The 21,389-nt window shown below is 71.4% G+C and carries 15 protein-coding genes, 1 tRNA gene and 1 rRNA gene (1 of these 17 cut by a window edge); 12 read left to right on the top strand and 5 right to left on the bottom strand.

Annotation, left to right across the window (positions count from 1 at the left end):
• The 3 genes from rrf to ABZ862_RS22820 all read left to right on the top strand — a co-directional run.
• Nucleotides 1–95: ribosomal RNA gene (rrf, locus tag ABZ862_RS22830) — 5S ribosomal RNA — on the top strand; the annotation flags it as partial.
• Between the two features lie 114 nt (nt 96–209).
• Nucleotides 210–872 carry a DegT/DnrJ/EryC1/StrS family aminotransferase gene (locus ABZ862_RS22825; RefSeq protein WP_360960860.1) on the top strand — a complete coding sequence of 221 codons (663 nt, stop codon included), beginning with the start codon at nt 210–212 and terminating at the stop codon, nt 870–872.
• Between the two features lie 96 nt (nt 873–968).
• Nucleotides 969–1,044: transfer RNA gene (locus ABZ862_RS22820), tRNA-Thr, on the top strand.
• 87 nt (nt 1,045–1,131) lie between these two features.
• Here ABZ862_RS22820 and ABZ862_RS22815 read toward each other — a convergent pair.
• Nucleotides 1,132–3,888 (bottom strand): SpoIIE family protein phosphatase, encoded by a 2,757-nt coding sequence (locus tag ABZ862_RS22815; protein WP_360960830.1) that lies wholly within the window; start codon nt 3,886–3,888, stop codon nt 1,132–1,134.
• Nucleotides 3,889–4,427: 539 nt separating this feature from the next.
• Here ABZ862_RS22815 and ABZ862_RS22810 point away from each other — a divergent pair.
• From ABZ862_RS22810 to ABZ862_RS22770, 9 genes are all read left to right on the top strand, one after another.
• Entirely contained in the window at nt 4,428–9,785 is a 5,358-nt protein-coding gene (locus ABZ862_RS22810; protein ID WP_360960858.1) for a HAMP domain-containing protein, read from the top strand.
• A gap of 275 nt (nt 9,786–10,060) precedes the next feature.
• Complete coding sequence (locus ABZ862_RS22805; protein ID WP_360960828.1) at nt 10,061–10,744, top strand: response regulator; 684 nt, start codon at nt 10,061–10,063, stop codon at nt 10,742–10,744.
• A gap of 162 nt (nt 10,745–10,906) precedes the next feature.
• Nucleotides 10,907–13,651 (top strand): DNA translocase FtsK, encoded by a 2,745-nt coding sequence (locus tag ABZ862_RS22800; RefSeq protein ID WP_360960826.1) that lies wholly within the window; start codon nt 10,907–10,909, stop codon nt 13,649–13,651.
• 262 nt (nt 13,652–13,913) lie between these two features.
• Nucleotides 13,914–14,753, top strand: a complete 840-nt coding sequence (locus tag ABZ862_RS22795; RefSeq protein ID WP_360960825.1) for a helix-turn-helix domain-containing protein — start codon at nt 13,914–13,916, stop codon at nt 14,751–14,753.
• A 241-nt stretch (nt 14,754–14,994) separates the two neighbouring features.
• Nucleotides 14,995–16,470: a 30S ribosomal protein S12 methylthiotransferase RimO gene (gene rimO / locus ABZ862_RS22790; protein WP_360960823.1), complete on the top strand. Its 1,476-nt coding sequence runs from the start codon at nt 14,995–14,997 to the stop codon at nt 16,468–16,470.
• Complete coding sequence (gene pgsA / locus ABZ862_RS22785; RefSeq protein WP_360960821.1) at nt 16,467–17,207, top strand: CDP-diacylglycerol--glycerol-3-phosphate 3-phosphatidyltransferase; 741 nt, start codon at nt 16,467–16,469, stop codon at nt 17,205–17,207. Before rimO ends, pgsA begins: the two co-directional genes overlap by 4 nt.
• Entirely contained in the window at nt 17,204–17,749 is a 546-nt protein-coding gene (locus ABZ862_RS22780; protein ID WP_360960819.1) for a CinA family protein, read from the top strand. The genes pgsA and ABZ862_RS22780 overlap by 4 nt, the downstream gene beginning before the upstream one ends.
• 109 nt (nt 17,750–17,858) lie before the next feature.
• Nucleotides 17,859–18,239, top strand: coding sequence for a helix-turn-helix transcriptional regulator (locus tag ABZ862_RS22775; RefSeq protein WP_360960817.1), 381 nt, complete (start codon nt 17,859–17,861; stop codon nt 18,237–18,239).
• Between the two features lie 375 nt (nt 18,240–18,614).
• Complete coding sequence (locus tag ABZ862_RS22770; RefSeq protein ID WP_360960854.1) at nt 18,615–18,860, top strand: hypothetical protein; 246 nt, start codon at nt 18,615–18,617, stop codon at nt 18,858–18,860.
• Here ABZ862_RS22770 and ABZ862_RS22765 read toward each other — a convergent pair.
• From ABZ862_RS22765 to ABZ862_RS22750, 4 genes are all read right to left on the bottom strand, one after another.
• Nucleotides 18,808–19,572, bottom strand: coding sequence for an SDR family NAD(P)-dependent oxidoreductase (locus ABZ862_RS22765; RefSeq protein ID WP_360960815.1), 765 nt, complete (start codon nt 19,570–19,572; stop codon nt 18,808–18,810). The genes ABZ862_RS22770 and ABZ862_RS22765 overlap by 53 nt on opposite strands.
• A 68-nt stretch (nt 19,573–19,640) precedes the next feature.
• Entirely contained in the window at nt 19,641–20,495 is an 855-nt protein-coding gene (locus tag ABZ862_RS22760) for a DNA-formamidopyrimidine glycosylase family protein (RefSeq protein WP_360960814.1), read from the bottom strand.
• 247 nt (nt 20,496–20,742) lie between these two features.
• Nucleotides 20,743–21,012 carry a hypothetical protein gene (locus tag ABZ862_RS22755; RefSeq protein ID WP_360960812.1) on the bottom strand — a complete coding sequence of 90 codons (270 nt, stop codon included), beginning with the start codon at nt 21,010–21,012 and terminating at the stop codon, nt 20,743–20,745.
• On the bottom strand, nt 20,996–21,389 hold the 3' end of the coding sequence (locus ABZ862_RS22750) for an ATP-dependent helicase (protein ID WP_360960810.1). It continues 4,481 nt past the right edge of the window; 394 of the gene's 4,875 nt are visible here — the last part of the coding sequence; the start codon falls outside the window, past its right edge; its stop codon occupies nt 20,996–20,998. Before ABZ862_RS22750 ends, ABZ862_RS22755 begins: the two co-directional genes overlap by 17 nt.

Below are 21,389 nucleotides of genomic sequence, written 5' to 3'. Positions count from 1 at the left end.
AAACGCCCGGTTACATTCCGAACCCGGAAGCTAAGCCTCACAGCGCCGATGGTACTGCAGGGGGGACCCTGTGGGAGAGTAGGACACCGCCGAACAATCTTTCACAGGGTCGGTCCTCGAACTTCGGTTCGAGGACCGACCTTTTTTTGTTTGCCGTCACTTGAAGTTCACGTGGCGCGCACAGCATCCACCTCATGGGTACTGCTGCAATGCTCAGGGCCGCCGGCGTCGGAGTCGGCGACGAGGTCGTCGTACCGGCCTACGGGAACGTGGAAGTTGCCGAAGCGGTGACCCTGGCCGGTGGGGCTCCGGTGTTCGCCGACATAGACCCGGTGACCTTCTGTCTCGACCCGGCCGCGGTCGAGGCGGCCGTCACCCCGCGGACCGCGGCCGTGGTCGTCGTGCACCGCTTCGGCAGGCAGGCCGACCTGGCCCGACTGCACGCGCTGGGCCGGAGGTTCGGGCTGCTCGTGCTGCAACAGGGGGAGTCCGAGGCGCCGTACGACGAGGTCGCGCAGCGGCGGGAGCGGGCCGCGTACCTCGACGCGAAGCTCCGGGGGGTCAGGGCGCCCGACGGCGGTGACGGACACACCTACCAGCAGTACGTGGTCCGCGTACCGGGGAACGGCCGTCCGGACCGGGACGCCTTCGCCCGTGCCCTGCGAGCCAGGGGAGTCGAGTGCGGAGTACCGGTGAAGACGCCGGTGCACCGGCTGCCCGAGTTCCGGCGCTGCGTGTCCCTCCCCGAGACCGAGCGGGCCGCCGACGAGACGCTCGCGCTGCCGGTGGACGCGTCGCTGACGAAACGTGACATGCAGCGGGTCGTTTCGGCGTGCAACGCGCTCGGCGGACTGCTTCAGCCGGCCTTCTGAAACCCGCGGGCCCGCTCCCGGACGCATTTTGGAACGCGGACCGGTTCAGGGTACGATCTGTCACGTCACCGCAGGGGAAACCCGTGGTGGTGACCGGCCCCCATAGCTCAGTCGGCAGAGCGTCTCCATGGTAAGGAGAAGGTCAACGGTTCGATTCCGTTTGGGGGCTCCATAAGCGCAGAGAAAAGGCCAGCCGATCCGGCTGGCCTTTTCTTTTCCCGGCACTTCTTCGCGTTTCCCGGCGGTGGTGCGTTTCCTTTCAGCTCTCCTGGACGCCCGGCACCCGCATGGCGAGGATCGCCATGTCGTCGGACGGCGCGTCGGAGGCGAAGCGTTCCACGGCACGCATGATGCGGGCGGCGACCGCTCCCGCCGTGAGACCCGTACACGTGGCGAGGACATCGGCGAGACCGTCGTCGCCGAGCATCCGGGTGCCCTCACGGCGCTCCGTGACACCGTCGGTCACGCACAGCAGGACGTCACCGGGATCAAGGGTGACCGTCTGCTCGTACAGCTCCAGCTCGTCGATGACGCCGAGCAGCGGCTGCGGTTCGGCGGCGGCCTCCACCGAGCCGTCCTGGCGCAGCCGCAGCGGGAGCGGATGACCGGCGCAGACCACCTTCAGCTCCGCGGTGCCGTCGTCCTGCGGGCGCATCTCGCCGTACAGGAGTGTCAGGAACCGGCTGCGGTCGCCCTCGTCGAGGATCGCGGAGTTGAGGCGCTCCAGGACCGCGGGGCCGCTGAGACCCTCCCGGGCGAGCAGCCGCAGGGCGTGCCGGGCGAGGCCGGTGACGGCGGCGGCGTTGGGGCCGGTGCCGCAGACGTCACCGATGGCGAAGCCGTAGACACCGTCCCGGATCGGGAAGAGGTCGTAGAAGTCGCCGCCGACCTCGTTGCCCTCGCCGGCCGCACGGTAGATGACGTCGACGTCCACGCCGCCGATGGTGGGGAGGGCGGGCGGCAGGAGACTCCGCTGGAGGGACTGGCTGATCGCCGTGCGCTCCGAATAGAGACGGGCGTTGTCGAGGGCGAGCGCGGCGCGGCGGCTCAGGTCCTCGGCCAGTTCGAGGATCTCCTGGCGGAAGTGTTCGTCGGCGGGCTTGCCGAGCGTCAGCATGCCGATGACACGGTTGCGGGCGACCAGCGGGAGCACCACCGTCTCACCGCCCACGGCGCCCGCCACGGCGAGCGTGGGGCCCATGCCGGAGGTGATCTGGTGCGTGGGGCCGCCGCTGAGGCCCAGGCTCCGCATGGAGCTGCGCAGGGCCGCCCGGTGGGCGACCTCGCCGGGGACCGGCCAGACGCGGGCCCCGGGCGTGGGTACCGGGTCGGGCGGGGCGATCTTCGACAGCAGGGACTTGATGCCGTCGATGAGGTCCTCGTCCTCGTGGAGGACGTAGGACAGGTACGGGTCCGACGCCGGGTCGGCGATCGTGTAGACGGCGCACCAGGTGGCGAGCGTCGGGACGGTCATCTGGGCCATCAGGGCCAGGGTCTGGTCGCGGTCCAGGGTGCCGGCGAGCAGATCGGACGCCTCGACGAGGAAGCTCAGCGAACCGCGCCGCAGCCGTTCCAGCTCGCCGAGGCGGGCCGACTCGACGGCCAGGGCGATACGGTCGGCGGCGAACTGGAGGCGCAGGGCCTCCTCGTTGGAGTACCGGCCCGCGGCCTCGGCCGCGACACCCAGCGAACCCGTCAGACGGCCCTCGACCTTCAGCGGGACCGTGACGACCGAGCGCATACCGGTACCGGCCAGCAGGGGGACGGCGCCGGGGACGGCCGCGAGGTCGTCGTGGACGGCCGGCATCCGGGCCGAGCCGTAGCGGCCGGGGCCCGCCTCGACGGGCACCCGCGCGAAACGCTGCCGGGCGGAGGGCAGGCCGGTGGAGGCGCGCACCTCCAGCTCCGTCTCGTCGTCGGTCGCGAGGAGCAGGAACGCGGAGTCGCCGTCGAGCATGTCGCGGGCGCGTTCCACGGTGCGCTGGAGGAGCCCGTCGAGGTCGTCCGGCGCGGGCGAGCCGATGAACACCTCGAAGGGGTCCGCGCCCTGCCCGTCGGCGGACTGGCCGGTGTCGGAGACCGGGACCCGCGCCGGGGTCTGGAGGACGGCGCGTTCGTGCTCACGTACGAGGAGGCAGACCGTGGAGGGTTCGCCGCCGGCGTCACGCACACGGAGGTGGGAGGCGTACACCGGGTTGACGCGGCCGTCGGCGGCCCGGATGCCGTAGGTGCCCTCCCAGCGGGACAGCCGGAGGGCCTCGGCGACACCGGTGCCGGTGCCCGGGGTGTGCGGCCAGGCGGCGAGGTCGGTGAGGGGTCTGCCGGTGACCTGCGTGGCGGAGTGGCCGAAGAGTTCCTCGGCGTCCTCGTTCCACGCCGTGATGGCGCCCTTGCGGTCGATCTGGACGACCGCGACGCGCACTCTGCCGTCGGCGAGCGGCAGCAGATCCGCCGGGAGGGGCGGGCCCGCCGCGCGGGTGCCCACGGGGCGCTCCGGCAGGTCGAGCTGGAACCAGACGTTCTTGTGGGTGGGTGTGTAGTCGACGCCCCAGCGGCCGGCCAGGGCCGCGCACAGCTGGAGTCCGCGGCCGCCCTCACGGTCGGGGCTGCCCATGGTCGCCGGGGAACCCTGGAGGGGGACTTCGCGCTCGGGGTAGCGGTCGGCGACCTCGACGCGTACGCCGTGCTCGGTGCGCAGGCACAGCACGTCCGCCGAAGTCCCGGCGTGGACCACGGCGTTGGTCACCAGTTCGCTGGTGAGGACCACGGCGTCGTCGATGACGTCGGCGAAGCCCCAGCCCTGGAGCGTGTCGCGGACGAAGGCCCGGGCGGTCGCGACCGATCGCCCGACGGGCTCGAAACTGGCGGCCGCGCGCGCGGTGATCACAGAACTCCTCGACCGGTCGTCGACGTGCAGGGACCCGCGTCCGACCTGCTCGCGCCGCTGATGCGGCATCCGCGTGCCCGTCGGGCGTGGCTCCGGGGGTTGTCCTCCCGGGATCACTCCGGTGGTCATGGTCTGCGGCCGCCCCTCCGTGCCCGCTCGTTCTTGTGCCACCGCCCAGGCCGGACGGACCGGTGCGGCTGGACAGCCGCATGCAAGGTTACTTACCTTCGCCGTCCGTGCGGATGCCGGTCGCCGGTGTTTCCGCCCTGTGGGTGGGCGGACGTTGTGCGAAGCTGCCGAACTGTTATGGCCTGGTTCGGCCGGGGTGAAACACTGGGCAGGCTTGTTGTGAAGGTCCGGGCAGACTGGGTGCCGCGGGCCCGGCGCGGGCAGCAGCATCCGGGGCGGCCCGGTTCCGTCGGGTGGGCACACACATCCGCCGGGCGGGCACACGGCGGCATCCGGTACACCGGGCGGCGCGCACCCCGGTCACAGCGTGAACGGTCGACCCCTGCGGGAGGGACACAGTGGAGTCTGGCGCAGCGACGGAGTCCGGCGCGGCGACGCGGGGCACGAAAGCCCCCGCGAGGGGCGGGCAGACACCGGGCAACCAGCGCAGGACGCGGGGCGGGACGACCGTGGTCGACACGGCCGCGCTGAACCGGCTCATGGTGGCTCTCGTGGCGATGCGGGACGGCAACTTCCGGCGCCGGCTCACGGTGTCCGGCGACGGCGTGATGTCGGAGATCGCGGCGGTCTTCAACGAGGTGGCCGACCGCAACATGCATCTGACCGGTGAGCTGTCCCGGGTGCGCCGCATGGTGGGCCGGGAGGGCAAGCTCACGGAGCGGCTGGAGACCGGCGCCTGCGAGGGGTCCTGGCTGGCCGCCATCGACGCCTCCAACGCGCTCGTGGACGATCTCGTACGGCCCGTCTCCGAGGTGGGCCGGGTGCTGTCCGCGGTCGCGGAGGGCGATCTGTCGCCGCGCATGGAACTGCGTTCGCAGGCGGCGGACGGGACGGGGCACCCGCTGCGCGGGGAGTTCCTGAAGGTCGGCCGGACCGTGAACAACCTCGTCGACCAGTTGTCGACGTTCACCGACGAGGTGACGCGGGTGGCCAGCGAGGTGGGCACCGAGGGCAAACTGGGCGGTCAGGCGCGGGTGCGGGGCATGTCCGGGTCGTGGAAGGACCTCACGGACTCGGTCAACACCATGGCGTACCGGCTGACGGCGCAGGTGCGGGACATCGCGCTGGTCACGACGGCGGTCGCCAAGGGCGATCTGTCGCGGAAGGTCACCGTCGACGTGGCCGGCGAGATGCTGGAGCTGAAGGCCACCGTCAACACCATGGTGGACCAGCTGTCGTCCTTCTCCTCCGAGGTGACGCGGGTCGCCCGCGAGGTGGGCACCGAGGGCATCCTGGGCGGCCAGGCGCAGGTGGCCGGGGTGGACGGGGTGTGGAAGGAGCTCACCGACTCCGTCAACACCATGGCGGGCAACCTCACCGCCCAGGTGCGCGGGATCTCCCAGGTGACGACCGCGGTGGCCAACGGTGATCTGTCGCAGAAGGTGACCGTTCCCGCGCGGGGCGAGGTCGCGCGGCTGGCCGAGACGGTCAACCAGATGACCGAGACGCTGCGGATCTTCGCGGACGAGGTCACGCGGGTGGCGCGGGAGATCGGCGACGACGGCGAGCTGGGCGGCCAGGCGATCGTGCCGGGCGCGGCGGGCACCTGGAAGGGGCTGACGGACTCCGTCAACACGGTGTTCCGCAATCTCACCATCCAGGTGCGTGACATCGCCGCCGTGACGACGGCCGTGGCCAACGGTGATCTGTCGCGCAAGGTCGCGGTGGACGTGGCCGGCGAGATGCTGGAGCTGAAGAACACCGTCAACGGCATGGTGGACCAGCTGTCGGCGTTCGGTGCCGAGGTCACGCGGGTGGCGCGGGAGATCGGCGACGAGGGCGAACTGGGCGGCCAGGCACAGGTGCCCGGCGCGGCGGGGGCGTGGAAGGACCTCACGGACTCCGTCAACACGGCGTTCAGGAATCTCACCGGACAGGTGAGGAACATCGCCCAGGTGACGACGGCCGTGGCCAACGGTGATCTGTCGCAGAAGGTCACGGTGGACGTGGCCGGCGAGATGCTCCAGCTGAAGAACACCGTGAACACGATGGTCGACCAGCTGTCGTCGTTCGCCGACCAGGTGGTGCGGATCGGCCGTGAGGTGGGCACGGAGGGCCGGCTGGGCGGTCAGGCACGCGTGGACGGCGTGTCGGGCACCTGGAAGGAACTGACCGACTCGGTCAACTCCATCACCGGCAATCTGACCGCCCAGGTGCGCCAGATCGCCCAGGTGACGACGGCGGTGGCGCGGGGTGATCTGTCGCAGAAGATCACGGTCGACGCGCGCGGTGAGATCCTGGAGCTCAAGAACACCATCAACACGATGGTCGACCAGCTGTCCGCCTTCGCCGACCAGGTGACCCTGGTGGCGCGCGCGGTGGGCACGGAGGGCCGGCTGGGAGGCCAGGCGCAGGTGCCCGGCGTGGCGGGCGTGTGGCGCGATCTGACGGACTCGGTGAACGGCATGGCCGGGAACCTGACCGCCCAGGTCCGCAACATCGCGCAGGTCGCCACGGCGGTGGCGCGGGGTGATCTGTCGCAGAAGATCACGGTCGACGCGCGCGGTGAGATCCTGGAACTCAAGAACACGCTGAACACGATGGTGGACCAGCTGTCGTCGTTCGCGGAGCAGGTGACCCGGGTGGCCCGTGAGGTGGGCACCGAGGGGCAGCTGGGCGGTCAGGCCGAGGTGCAGGGCGTGTCCGGCACCTGGAAGGACCTCACCCAGTCCGTCAACTTCATGGCGAACAACCTGACCATCCAGGTCCGCAACATCGCCGAGGTCACGACCGCGGTCGCCATGGGCGACCTCTCGAAGAAGATCACGGTGGACGCCAAGGGCGAGATCCTGGAGCTCGTCACGACCGTCAACACGATGGTCGACCAGCTGTCCAGCTTCGCCGAGCAGGTCACGCGGGTCGCGCGCGAGGTGGGCACCGAGGGCATCCTGGGCGGCCAGGCGCACGTGCCGGGTGTCACGGGCATCTGGAAGGACCTCAGCGACAATGTGAACCTGATGGCCAAGAACCTGACGACCCAGGTGCGCAACATCTCCCAGGTGTCGGCGGCGGTCGCCAGCGGTGACCTGACCCGCCAGGTGACGATCGAGGCGCGCGGCGAGGTCGCCCAGCTCGGCGACACGATCAACACGATGGTCAAGACGCTGAGTTCGTTCGCCGAGCAGGTCACCAAGGTGGCCCGCGAGGTCGGCACGGACGGCATCCTGGGCGGCCAGGCGCACGTGCCGGGCGTGGCGGGCACCTGGAAGGACCTCACGGAGTCCGTGAACCAGATGGCGTCCAACCTGACCGGTCAGGTCCGCAACATCGCGATGGTCACCACGGCCATCGCCAAGGGCGACCTGACCAAGAAGATCGACATCGACGCCCGCGGCGAGATCCTCGAGCTCAAGACGACGATCAACACGATGGTCGACCAGCTGTCCAGCTTCGCCGAGGAGGTCACCCGCGTGGCCCGCGAGGTGGGCACCGAGGGCCAGTTGGGCGGTCAGGCGCGGGTGCGGGACGTGGACGGCACCTGGCGCGACCTCACCGAGTCCGTGAACGAGATGGCCGGGAACCTCACCCGCCAGGTGCGTGCCATCGCGCGGGTGGCGACCGCGGTGACCCGCGGTGACCTGAACCTGAAGATCGACGTGGACGCGGCGGGCGAGATCCAGGAACTCCAGGACTACATCAACAAGATGATCGCCAATCTGCGCGACACCACGATCGCCAACGAGGAACAGGACTGGCTCAAGGGCAACCTGGCGCGCATCTCCGCGCTGATGCAGGGGCGCCGCGACCTGGCGGACGTGGCCTCGCTGATCATGAGCGAGCTGACCCCGGTGGTCGCCGCGCAGCACGGCGCGTTCTTCCTGTCCATGCCGCTCGTCGACGGCAAGGACGCGCGGGCCCAGGGCGAGGACGCGTACGAACTGCGGATGCTCGGCTCGTACGGCTACTCGATGGGCTCCATGCCGACGTCGTTCCGGCCCGGGGAGGCGCTCATCGGGACGGCCGCCAAGGAGCGGCGCACGATCCTCGTGGAGAACGCCCCCAGCGGTTATCTGAAGATCTCCTCCGGTCTCGGTGAGGCGCCGCCCGCGCAGGTGATCGTCCTTCCGGTGCTGTTCGAGGGCAAGGTGCTCGGCGTCATCGAACTGGCGTCGTTCAGTCCGTTCACGCAGATCCAGAAGGACTTCCTCAACCAGATCGCCGAGATGATCGCGACCAGCGTCAACACCATCTCCGTCAACACCAAGACGGAGGTGCTCCTGAAGCAGTCGCAGGAGCTGACCGAGCAGTTGAGGCTCAGGTCGGAGGAACTGGAGCAGCGGCAGAAGGCCCTTCAGGCGTCCAACGCCGAACTGGAGGAGAAGGCCGAGCTGCTGGCCCGGCAGAACCGCGACATCGAGGTGAAGAACACCGAGATCGAGGAGGCCCGCCAGGTCCTCGAGGAGCGCGCCGAGCAGCTGGCGGTGTCGATGCGTTACAAGAGCGAGTTCCTCGCCAACATGTCGCACGAGCTGCGCACCCCGCTCAACTCGCTGCTGATCCTGGCCAAGCTGCTCGCCGACAACGCCGAGGGCAACCTCTCCCCGAAGCAGGTGGAGTTCTCCGAGACGATCCACGGCGCGGGCAGCGATCTGCTCCAGCTGATCAACGACATCCTCGACCTGTCGAAGGTCGAGGCGGGCAAGATGGACGTCTCCCCCACACGTATCGCGCTCGTGCAGCTCGTCGACTACGTGGAGGCCACGTTCCGGCCGCTGACCGCGGAGAAGGGCCTCGACCTGTCGGTGCGGGTCTCGCCCGAACTGCCCGCCACCCTGCACACCGACGAGCAGCGGCTGCTGCAGGTGCTGCGCAACCTGCTGTCGAACGCGGTGAAGTTCACCGACTCCGGCTCCGTCGAGCTGGTCATCCGGCCCGCGGGACCGGACGTCCCGCGGGGCATCAGGGAGCAGCTGATGGAGGCCGGTTCGCTCACCGACGCGGAGGCGCCGCTCATCGCGTTCTCGGTCACCGACACCGGCATCGGCATCGCGGCCGGCAAGATGCGGGTGATCTTCGAGGCGTTCAAGCAGGCCGACGGCACCACCAGCCGCAAGTACGGCGGTACGGGCCTGGGGCTGTCGATCTCCCGGGAGATCGCCCAGCTGCTCGGCGGCGAGATCTACGCACAGAGCGAGCCGGGCCGCGGCTCCACGTTCACCCTGTATCTGCCGCTGCACCCCAGCGAGCTGCCGCCGCAGGGCTACCAGCAGCCGGTGGGCGTGCTGGAGTCCGGCGCCCCGGTCGTCCCGGAGCCGCTGCACAACGGGCTGTCCGAGCTGTCCGACCCGGGGATCGAGACGCCCGCCGAGGTGAAGTCGTACCAGGAGACGCAGAACGGCGCCGCGGCCCTGTTCCGGCGCCGCCGGCGCGGTGTCGCCGACGCCGGCCGTCCGGTGGCGCCCGAGCAGTGGCCGGGGACGGGGCAGGAGACGGCCGCGCAGCCGGTGCACGGGGTCCGTTTCGGCGGTGAGAAGGTGCTCATCGTCGACGACGACATCCGCAACGTCTTCGCGCTCACCAGTGTCCTGGAGCAGCACGGGCTGTCCGTGCTGTACGCGGAGAACGGCCGGGAGGGCATCGAGGTGCTGGAGCAGCACGACGACGTCGCCGTCGTCCTGATGGACATCATGATGCCCGAGATGGACGGGTATGCGACGACGTCGGCGATCCGCAGGATGCCGCAGTTCGCCGGGCTGCCGATCATCGCGCTGACCGCGAAGGCCATGAAGGGCGACCGGGAGAAGGCGATCGAGTCGGGGGCGTCCGACTACGTGACGAAGCCGGTCGACCCCGATCATCTGCTGTCGGTGATGCACCAGTGGATGCGGGGGAGGTGACGCGGACTTCCGGTGTTCACATGGAGTTGCCGGGGCGGTCCGGTGAGGACCGTGTGGAGGGGCGGGGTCCGGGGAACGTTTCTGGTTCCCGGCCGCGTTTGCCCTACGTGCTCAGTGACATCGCGGTGACAGGGTGTGTCGGCGGTCGGGGTACGGCTACGATGACCGGCACAAGGACGGGCGGCGCAACGGAGTCGTCCCCAGGGGCGGCGCCCGGCGCTTCCCCAAGTCCTGCGGACAGGGGAAGCCCCATGCCGGGGCGAGGAGGGCGGGCCATGGTGCAGAAGGCCAAGATCCTCCTGGTCGATGACCGGCCGGAGAATCTGCTGGCGCTGGAGGCCATCCTCTCTGCGCTCGATCAGACACTGGTGCGGGCATCGTCCGGGGAGGAAGCGCTCAAAGCACTGCTCACGGACGACTTCGCGGTCATTCTGCTGGACGTCCAGATGCCTGGCATGGACGGCTTCGAGACCGCCGCGCACATCAAGAGGCGCGAGCGGACCAGGGACATCCCGATCATCTTTCTCACCGCGATCAACCACGGCCCGCACCACACCTTCCGCGGGTACGCGGCGGGCGCGGTCGACTACATCTCGAAGCCGTTCGACCCGTGGGTGCTGCGCGCCAAGGTCTCGGTGTTCGTCGAGCTGTACATGAAGAACTGCCAGCTGCGCGAGCAGGCGTCGCTGCTGCGGCTCCAGTTGGAGGGCGGGGGCAAGGGCGGCGCGGTCGGCGACGGCAGGGAACCGGCCGGTCTCCTCGCGGAGCTGTCCGCCCGTCTCGCGGCCGTCGAGGAGCAGGCCGAGGCCCTGTCCAAGCAGCTCGACGACGAGAGCGCGGACGCGGCCGCGGTGGCCACGGCGGCCCATCTGGAGCGCAAGCTCACCGGACTGCGACGCGCCCTGGACGCGCTCGAACCGGGTACCGGCAGCCCGAACGCGCTGCCCTCCCAGAACTGATGCCCGCGACACGCCCAGTTGTGCGTGAGCGGGCGTCAGTTCCGTAACCCCTCAGGAGTGACACGAACGGGTGACGGCGGGGGTACCCCCTGTTCGAGCGAAGTCGGGAACTTGGGGTAGGCACACGTGTCCCCTGTCGTCTCCCCAGGTAACCTCGCACCCATGGCCTCACGTCCCTCCGCAGCCAAGAAGCAGCCCGCGAAGAAGGCGGCCGCTCCCGTGAAGGCTGCGGCGAAGAAGGCCGCCGCGAGGAAAGCCCCCGCCGGAAAGGGTCCCGCGAGGAAACCCGCGGCGAAGAAGGCGGCGCCGGCCCCGAAGCCGGCACCGAGCCCCACCGGGGGCGTCTACCGCGTCGTACGCGCCCTGTGGCTCGGCGTCGCGCACGCCGTGGGCGCCGTCTTCCGGGGGGTGGGGAACGGCGCCAAGAACCTCGACCCCGCCCACCGCAAGGACGGCCTCGCCCTGCTGCTGCTCGGCGTCGCCCTGATCGTCGCGGCGGGCACCTGGGCCGATCTGCAGGGCCCGGTGGGCGATCTCGTCGAGATCCTGGTGACCGGCGCGTTCGGCCGGCTCGACCTGCTGGTGCCGCTCCTGCTCGCCGTTATCGCCGTACGCGTCATCCGGCACCCCGAGCAGCAGGACGCCAACGGACGCATCGTGATCGGCCTGTCCGCGCTCGTGATCGGAGTGCTCGGCCAGGTCCACATCGCCTGCGGCTCGCCCGCCCGCAGCGACGGCATGCAGGCGATAAGGGACGCCGGCGGCCTCATCGGCTGGGGCGCCGCCACCCCGCTGACGTACACCATGGGCGAGGTCCTCGCCGTGCCGCTCCTCGTGCTGCTCACGGTATTCGGGCTCCTCGTGGTCACCGCCACCCCCGTCAACGCCGTTCCGCAGCGGCTGCGTGCCCTCGGTACCCGGCTGGGGATCCTGCGCCCGCGCGAGGGGACCGACCCCGCCGGGTTCTCCGAGGACGACGAGCAGTACGAGGAGCAGTGGCGCGAGGCGCTGCCCGCCCGCCCGCGCCGGCGCGGGAGCGGCCCGGAGGTGTACGACGCCGACACGGCCGAGCGGGAGGCCCTCGCACGTCGCCGCGGCCGTCCCCGGCGCTCCGCGGTGCCGCAGCCCGACATGGAGCGCCGGATGGACGCCGTGGACGTCGCCGCGGCCGCCGCCGCGGCGCTCGACGGCGCCGTGCTGCACGGCATCCAGCCCTCCCCGCTGGTCGCCGACCTCACCCAGGGCGTGCGGACCGGTGACCGCGAGGACACCACCCCCACCCCCGTACCCGCCGCCCGTCCCGAACCGGCGGCCCCGGCGGCCCGCCCCCGGCAGGAGAGGCTCCCGGCCGACCCCGCGGTGCCCGACCTCACCAAGTCGGCCCCCGAGGAGCAGCGCGAACTGCCGCCCCGCGCCGAGCAGCTCCAGCTCTCCGGCGACATCACCTACGCCCTGCCGTCGCTCGACCTCCTCACCCGCGGCGGCCCCGGCAAGGCGCGCAGCGCCGCCAACGACGCCGTCGTCGACTCCCTGCGCACCGTCTTCACCGAGTTCAAGGTCGACGCCGCCGTCACCGGCTTCACCCGCGGCCCGACGGTCACCCGCTACGAGGTCCAGCTCGGCCCCGCCGTGAAGGTCGAGCGGATCACCGCGCTCACCAAGAACATCGCCTACGCCGTCGCCAGCCCCGACGTGCGGATCATCAGCCCCATCCCCGGCAAGTCCGCGGTCGGCATCGAGATCCCCAACACCGACCGGGAGATGGTCAACCTCGGCGACGTGCTGCGCCTCGCGGAGTCCGCCGAGGACGACGACCCGATGCTGGTCGCCTTCGGCAAGGACGTCGAGGGCGGCTACGTCATGCACTCCCTGGCGAAGATGCCGCACATGCTGGTCGCCGGCGCCACCGGCTCCGGCAAGTCGTCGTGCGTCAACTGCCTCATCACGTCGGTCATGATGCGGGCGACCCCCGAGGACGTCCGCCTGGTCCTCGTCGACCCCAAGCGCGTCGAACTGACCGCCTACGAAGGCATCCCGCACCTCATCACGCCGATCATCACCAACCCGAAGCGGGCCGCCGAGGCACTGCAGTGGGTCGTGCGCGAGATGGACCTGCGCTACGACGACCTGGCCGCGTTCGGGTTCCGGCACATCGACGACTTCAACCGGGCCGTCCGGGACGGCAGGGTGAAGCTGCCCGAGGGCAGCGAGCGCGACCTCCAGCCGTACCCGTACCTGCTGGTGATCGTCGACGAGCTCGCCGACCTGATGATGGTCGCCCCGCGGGACGTCGAGGACGCCATCGTGCGGATCACCCAGCTCGCGCGCGCGGCGGGCATCCACCTGGTCCTCGCCACCCAGCGGCCCTCGGTCGACGTGGTCACCGGTCTGATCAAAGCCAATGTGCCCTCCAGGCTCGCGTTCGCCACGTCCTCCCTCGCCGACAGCCGCGTCATCCTCGACCAGCCCGGCGCGGAGAAGCTCATCGGCAAGGGCGACGGGCTCTTCCTTCCGATGGGCGCCAGCAAACCCACCCGGATGCAGGGCGCCTTCGTCACCGAGGAGGAGATCGCGGCCGTCGTGCGGCACTGCAAGGAGCAGATGGCGCCCGCCTTCCGCGACGACGTCGTCGTCGGCACCAAGCAGAAGAAGGAGATCGACGAGGAGATCGGCGACGACCTCGACCTGCTGTGCCAGGCCGCCGAACTGGTCGTCTCCTCGCAGTTCGGCTCGACCTCCATGCTCCAGCGCAAGCTGCGGGTCGGCTTCGCCAAGGCCGGCCGCCTCATGGACCTCATGGAGTCCCGCGGCGTCGTCGGACCGAGCGAGGGTTCGAAGGCACGCGACGTCCTGGTGAAACCCGACGAACTCGACGGCGTACTCGCCGTCATCCGGGGGGAGTCGTAGAGACACGGGAGTGCGGCCGTTCGGCGCAGCGTTCGTGACCCAGCCGTTAGAGAACGCCGGGCAACCGTTTCCCGTCGCCGTACGTCAAGTTGAGCGGGAGGACAGGTACGGGTCCCACCATGGGGTTCGTGCCTGGCCGGTCGTCGGCGAACCAGCCATTCCGATGGCGTACAAACTCCCGCCGACCGGTTGCCCCACCCTTTTGCACCCCCCCTAGACTGAACCTCCAACACAGGTGGCTACGCGCTCGAAAGGTGCCCCCGTGTCCATCGGCAACTCTCCTGAAGACGAGCGTCCGTTCCACGACGATCGCGAGGAAGCGACCCCTTCCATCGGCGACGCCCTGCGGCAGGCGCGCATAGCTGCCGGGCTGACCGTCGACGACGTCAGTACCGCCACCCGGGTCCGCATCGCCATCGTGCACGCCATCGAGGCGGACGACTTCGCCCCCTGCGGCGGTGACGTGTACGCGCGCGGTCACATCAGAACCCTGGCCAAGGCCGTCCGCACCGACCCGGCCCCGCTGCTCGCGCGCTACGACGCCGATCACGGCGGCCGTCCCGCGCCCACCCCCGCCGCGCCCATGTTCGAGGCGGAACGTATCCGCCCCGAGCGGCGCGGCCCCAACTGGACCGCGGCCATGGTCGCCGCGATCGTCGCCGTGGTCGGCTTCGTCGGCTTCACCGCCTTCCGCGGCGAGGACTCCGGCGGCGCCAAGAACCAGGCCGCCGAAGGACCCGCCTCCAGCACCAGCGCAGCCGCCTCGCCCACTCCCTCCGACACCAAGCCCGCCGACCAGAAGCCCGAACCCTCCGACAGCGCCATCGCGGCCGCGCCCCAGGACAAGGTCACCGTCCAGGTCAGCGCCACCGACGGCCGCAGCTGGATCTCCGCCAAGGACCACAACGGCCGGATGCTGTTCGACGGGCTCCTCAAGAAGGGCGACTCCAAGACCTTCCAGGACAGCTCGAAGATCAACCTGATCCTGGGCGACGCCGGAGCGATCCAGCTCTATGTGAACGGCAAGAAGATCCAGGACGATTTCCAGCCCGGCGCGGTGGAACGCCTCACGTACACGAAGGGCGACCCGGAGGTCGGCTGACCGTCCGGCCGGCCGTCCCGGGTGCCGCCGCACCGCGGCGACACCCACGCCGCGGCGAGACCCGCGGCACAGCGAGACCCGCGGCACAGCGGCGTCCGTACCGCAGCGACATCCGCACGCCCGTGCCTGTGTACGAAAAGGCCCCGAACGGGGCCGAACGGGCAGGCACCCACGGGGTTGGTCACGAAGGGGCCAACCCCGTCGACGTGGGGTGTCGGACAGACAAAGTAGTCTTGAGCCCATGCCTGAACGCCGTACCGTCGCACTCGTCACTCTCGGCTGCGCCCGTAACGAGGTGGACTCGGAGGAGCTCGCAGGCCGTTTGGAGGCGGACGGCTGGCAGCTCGTCGAGGACGCCGCGGACGCCGATGTCGCCGTGGTGAACACCTGCGGCTTCGTCGAAGCCGCCAAGAAGGACTCCGTCGACGCCCTCCTGGAGGCCAACGACCTCAAGGACCACGGCAGAACCCAGGCCGTAGTCGCGGTGGGCTGCATGGCCGAGCGGTACGGCAAGGAACTCGCCGAAGCCCTCCCCGAGGCCGACGGCGTGCTCGGCTTCGACGACTACGCCGACATCTCCGACCGGCTGCGGACCATCCTGGGCGGCGGCATCCACGCCTCCCACACCCCCCGCGACCGCCGCAAGCTGCTCCCGGTCAGCCCCGCCGCGCGTCAGGAGTCCGCCACCGAGGTGGCCCTGCCCGGCCACGGCGCGCCGAAGGACCTCCCGGCGGGCCTCGCCCCCGGCTCCGGCCCGCGCCCGCCCCTGCGCCGCCGGCTGGACGGCTCCCCGGTCGCCTCGGTGAAGCTCGCCTCCGGCTGCGACCGGCGCTGCTCCTTCTGCGCCATCCCCTCCTTCCGCGGCTCCTTCATCTCACGCCGCCCCGCCGACGTGCTGAACGAGACACGCTGGCTGGCCGAACAGGGCGTGAAGGAGATCATGCTGGTCTCCGAGAACAACACCTCCTACGGCAAGGACCTGGGCGACATCCGTCTGCTGGAGTCCCTGCTGCCCGACCTCGCCCGGGTCGACGGCATCGAACGCGTGCGCGTCAGCTACCTCCAGCCGGCCGAGATGCGCCCCGACCTGATCGACGTCCTGACCTCCACGCCGAAGGTCGTGCCCTACTTCGACCTGTCCTTCCAGCACTCCGCGCCCGCCGTGCTGCGCGCCATGCGCCGCTTCGGTGACACCGACCGGTTCCTGGAGCTCCTGGACACCGTCCGGGGCAAGGCTCCCGAGGCCGGGGTGCGCTCCAACTTCATCGTCGGCTTCCCCGGCGAGTCCGAGGCCGACCTGGCCGAGCTGGAGCGCTTCCTGAACCACGCCCGTCTGGACGCCATCGGCGTGTTCGGCTACTCCGACGAGGAGGGCACCGAAGCGGCCGGCTACGGGGACAAGCTCGACGAGGACGTCGTCGCCGAGCGGCTGGCGCGGGTCTCCCGGCTCGCCGACCGGCTGGTGTCGCAGCGCGCCGACGAGCGGCTGGGGGAGACCGTGCACGTGCTCGTGGAGTCCGTCGACGACGAGGAGGGCGTCCTGGGCCGTGCGGCGCACCAGGCGCCGGAGACCGACGGCCAGGTGCTCCTCACGAGCGGCGCGGGCCTCGCCGTCGGACGTATGGTCGAGGCGAAGGTGGTCGGCACGGAGGGTGTCGACCTCGTGGCCGAGCCCCTGCCGGGCGGCCCGGCGGGTACCGAGGAGGCGGCCAGATGACCGGAGTGCCGGCATCCGCCGCGGGCGGCTCCCCGGGCGCACACCGCGCCGCGGGCGTCCCCCAGGGTGCCGCTCCCGGTGCCGCCGGCGAACCCGAGGACGGCGCCAGGGGACCGCGCGGCGGGAAGATCACCGCCGCCGCGGTCAACCAGGCGAGCGTGTGGAACATCGCCAACCTGCTGACCATGCTCCGGCTGATGCTGGTACCCGGCTTCGTCGCCCTCATGCTGGCCGACGGAGGCTACGACCCGGCGTGGCGCTCGTTCGCCTGGGCGGCCTTCGCGATCGCCATGATCACCGACCTGTTCGACGGTCATCTGGCGCGGACCTACAACCTGGTCACGGACTTCGGGAAGATCGCCGACCCCATCGCCGACAAGGCGATCATGGGAGCGGCGCTGATCTGTCTGTCCGCCCTCGGCGACCTGCCGTGGTGGGTGACCGTCGTGATCCTCGGCCGGGAACTCGGGATCACCCTGCTGCGTTTTGTCGTCATCCGCTACGGCGTCATCCCGGCGAGCCGCGGCGGCAAGCTCAAGACCCTCGTCCAGGGCATCGCCGTCGGCATGTACGTGCTGGCGCTGACGGGGTGGCTGGCGACCGCGAGGTTCTGGGTGATGGCTGTGGCGGTCGTCCTGACCGTCGTGTCCGGGCTCGACTACGTGAGACAGGCCATTGTGCTCAGGCGCCGGGGGATCGCCGAGCGCGCGGCGGCGTCGGAGGAGACGGAAGCGTGAGTTCCACGGCCACCGAAGTGGTGCGACTACTGAAGGTGAGGGGCGAGACGCTCGCCGTCGCCGAGTCGCTCACCGGTGGTCTGGTGGCGGCGGAGATCACCTCCGTCCCCGGTGCCTCCCAGGCGTTCCGGGGCTCGGTGACCGCCTACGCCACCGAGCTGAAGCACGCGCTGCTGCGGGTCGACGGCGGCCTGCTGGCGGCCCGCGGTGCCGTGGACCCCCAGGTGGCGGCCGAGATGGCGGCCGGAGTCCGCGAGGCGCTGGGCGCCGACTGGGGCGTCGCGACCACCGGCGTCGCCGGGCCCGAGCCCCAGGACGGGCAGCCCGTGGGCACCGTCTTTGTCGCGGTGCAAGGGCCGTCCGGTACCGTCCGGGGTTCCGCCCGTGGCGGAAAAGTGGAGGCCCTGCGGTTGAACGGCGACCGCGCGGAAATCCGTATGGAGAGTGTACGGAGCGTACTCGCACTGCTCCTGAAGGAGCTCGCGGGCGAACAGACCGGGAATGAGCGGGCACAGGATACGGAACAGAACGGGGGGTTTTGATGTTTGCAGCCCTGAGTGAACACGACATCGCTCCCCGCACGGCCGCAGCGCGAGGCGGTACGGTGGGGCGAGAAGGATGCGGCTACGCGGTCCGAGGAGGGAGCCACCGATGATTCTGCTCCGTCGCCTGCTGGGTGACGTGCTGCGTCGGCAGCGCCAGCGCCAGGGCCGTACTCTGCGCGAAGTCTCCTCGTCCGCCCGAGTCTCGCTCGGCTATCTCTCCGAGGTGGAGCGGGGGCAGAAGGAGGCTTCCTCCGAACTGCTCTCCGCCATCTGCGACGCGCTGGACGTACGGATGTCCGAGCTCATGCGGGAAGTGAGCGACGAGCTCGCCCTCGCCGAGCTGGCCCAGTCTGCAGCGGCAACCCCCAGCCAACATGTACCGACTCCGGTCCGCCCCATGCTGGGCGCCGTCTCGGTGGCCGGTGTGCCACCGGAACGCGTCACCATCAAGGCGCCCGCCGAAGCGGTGGACGTGGTCGCCGCCTGACCCTCGGGCATCGGCGATCAGGTGGGTCGGCGCACCGACCTGGACAGGTACACGGCAACGTGTGTACGTGCAAGGCCCCGGCCAGGGCTGCTCCGGACGAATCGTTCCGGAGGGGCGGTCGGGGTTTTCGCGTTTCCGGGGGGTGCTTTCCGCCCTGTCCGGGAGCGGGCAGGCCGGGGCGCCCTTTTGTCCGTCCTTCGTCCGCCCTCCGTCCGGGCTTCGTCCGTCGAGGTGCGGGGGCGTGGGGCTGCGGCCATGGTGGAGGGGCTCCGTGCCCGCCCTCGCCGCGGGACGGGGCGGCGGCGTGGCGTCCCGGCTGGAGGTGGTGGTGTGACGGCCAGGGTCGGGCGGACGGTGCGCGGGGCGGCCGCGCTGATGCTCGGTGCGGTCTGGTGGTGGGCGGCGCTGCGGCTGGTGCTCGCGCCGGACGCCGGAGTCGTGGAGGGAGCGGTCACGGCCGGCGGCTGGGGACTGGGCCTGCTGCCGGTGCACTGTGTGCCGAAGGAGTCCGCCGAGGGCACCGCGGGGACCGGGCGGCGGCGGCCCGCACGGCGCGGGGCGGCCGGCGCTACCACGGCATCGCCGCGCCCCCGTTCGGCCGAAGGATCTGCCCCGTCGTGAACGACGACGCGCCGGACGCCAGATACAGGACCGCGTGTGCCACCTCCGCCGGCTCCCCGACCCGTCCGAGCGGCGCCAGCCGGGACATCCGGTCTTCCGTCCGCGCCTGCGCCGCCGCGTCGTCGCGGGTGGTCATCGGGGTGCGGATCCAGCCCGGCGCGACCGCGTTGACGCGTATCCCGTGGCCGCCCAGCTCGGTCGCCAGCGTCCTCGTCAGCTGAACCACGGCCGCCTTCGCCACGCCGTAGCACAGCAGTCCCGGGCCGCCGGTGTCGACGGCGCCCGACGCCATCGTGACGATGCTGCCCCGGGTCCCGGCGGCGATCATGCGGCGGGCCGCCTCCTGGCAGGCGTACAGCACGCCCTTGAAGTTCACGTCGAAGACCCGGTCGACGTCCTCGCCACGGGTCTCCAGCACGGGGCTGCGGTGCATGATCCCGGCGACCGCGGCCATCACGTCCAGCGCCGCACAGGACGCGACGGCCCGGCTCAGCTGTGCGCGGTCGGTGACATCGAGGTGGTGCGTGTGCGCGGTGCCGCCCCGGTCCTCGATCAGGGCGGCCGTCGCGTGCAGTCCCGGTGCGTCGCGGTCGGCGCAGTGCACGGTCGCGCCCGCGTCGGCCAGCAGGACCGCGCTGGCCCGGCCGATGCCGCCGGCGGCGCCGGTGACGAAGGCGGTGCGTCCGGTGAGGTCGTACGCCGTGACGGGCATGAGGGGACCGTACGAGCACATCTGACGAGTCGTCAATTATCTCGTCGGCTATCTCGCCGGCTACCTCGTCACTCACCTGGGCGGGAGTGCGTGCCGCCGGATGTCTCACGGGAGCGCGCGGCGGTCCGGGCCGGGGCGGGGCCCGTCTGGCAGACCGGGCACCAGTACGTGGGGCGTTCGCGGGAGCCGTCGCCCTGCTCCGCGACGCGGACCGGGGTGCCGCAGCGCAGACAGGGCAGGCCCGCACGGCCGTAGACGAACAGGTCCGGGCCCCGGCGGCCCGTGGTGTTGCGGACCGGGCGGTCGCGGTTGGCCTCCAGGAGCCGCCGGGCGAGGTCCGGGAGCTTCTCGGCGCGCTCGGCCGGCAGGGCGCCCACCGGGAGCCAGGGCGTGGCGCCCAGCAGGAAGCAGAGCTCGCTCTTGTACACATTGCCGATCCCGGCCAGGTTGCGCTGGTCCAGCAAGGCCTCGCCGAGCCGGCGCTCCGGGGCACCGAGGACGTTGGCGAGAGCGCGGTCCGCGTCCCAGCCGGGGCCCAGCAGATCGGGGCCGAGGTGGCCCACGGCCCGGTTCTCCTCGGCGGTGCGCATCAGCTCGAGCACCGGGAGACGGTAACCGACGGCCGTGCGGTCGGCGGTGCCGAGGATCGCCCGGATCTGGTGGGCCGGGCCGCCGGTCCAGCGTTGCCCGGCCGCATACACCTTCCACGCCCCGTCCATCCGCAGATGCGAGTGCAGGGTGAGCCCGCCCTCGACCCGGGTGAGCAGGTGCTTGCCGCGCGGGACGACCTCCAGGACCGTACGGCCGGTCAGGTCGGCCGTGGCGAAACGGGGCACCCTGAGATCGCTGCGGGTCAGCACGCTGCCCGCGAGCGCGTCGTCCAGCCGTCGCGCGGCCTGCCAGACGGAGTCACCTTCGGGCATGACTCAAGGGTGACACGGGCCTGCGGCCTGTCCGGCGGACCGGGCCGGGAACGCGGGACGGCGCCGCCCCGGCCGCGCCGGCGGGGGAGCCTGCACCCCGGCGCTCTTCGGGCAGGGGCCCCGAGACGCCGGCGTCACCCGTCGGCCCCCGGTCGCCCGGGCCGATGGGTACGGCCGGTTTCCTCGGGTCTGATCCGCAGGCCCTCCGCCGGGCAGGTGCCCGGCGTCGGTGTGTACGTGTGCCCGGTCATGCCCGCAGCCGCAGTCCGCGCGGGGTGGCGATGAAGCCCGCCCGCTCCAGCAGGGCGCCCAGGGGAGAGGTCAGTGCCGAGGCGCCGTTGACGCGCTCGACGGTGACCGTGCCGAGAGTCCCCGCGCGGGCCGCCGCCGCGAGGGCCTCCGCCGCCGACCACAGACGTCCGTCGTCAGCGGGGGCCGTGTCCACGGCCGTGGGCCAGGCCAGCAGGGTCTTGCCGCCGCGCTCCATGTAGAGCGCCAGCTCACCCTCGGCGAGCACGACCAGCGAGCCCGCCTTGCGGCCCGGCTTGTGCCCCGCACCGGTGGGCGGCTCGGGCCAGGGGAGGGCGGCGCCGTACGCGTTCGCCGGGTCGGCGGCGGCGAGGACGACGGCGGTCCCGGCACCCGGCGCGGTGCCGTGACGGGGGAGCGCCCGGTCGTACGGGGAGAACGAGCGGCCTCCGCTCCCGGTTCCCGGCGGGACGAGGTCCCGGGAGGAGACGTACTCGTCCGGGCCGCCACGGCGGCCGCGGGAACCGCCTCGGAGGTGAGCGGCGGGGCCGCCGGAACCGGGCGGGGCGTCCGGGGCCTTCTTCTTCACGGCGACCTGCGCGGCGACATACGTGCACCGGTACGACGTGTTCGGCGGCAGCCAGG

This window comes from Streptomyces sp. NPDC047000 (assembly GCF_040644295.1).
Taxonomy (GTDB): domain Bacteria; phylum Actinomycetota; class Actinomycetes; order Streptomycetales; family Streptomycetaceae; genus Streptomyces.
The sequence above is the reverse complement of the archived record's forward strand: the minus strand, read 5'-3'. Positions and strand labels throughout refer to the sequence as shown.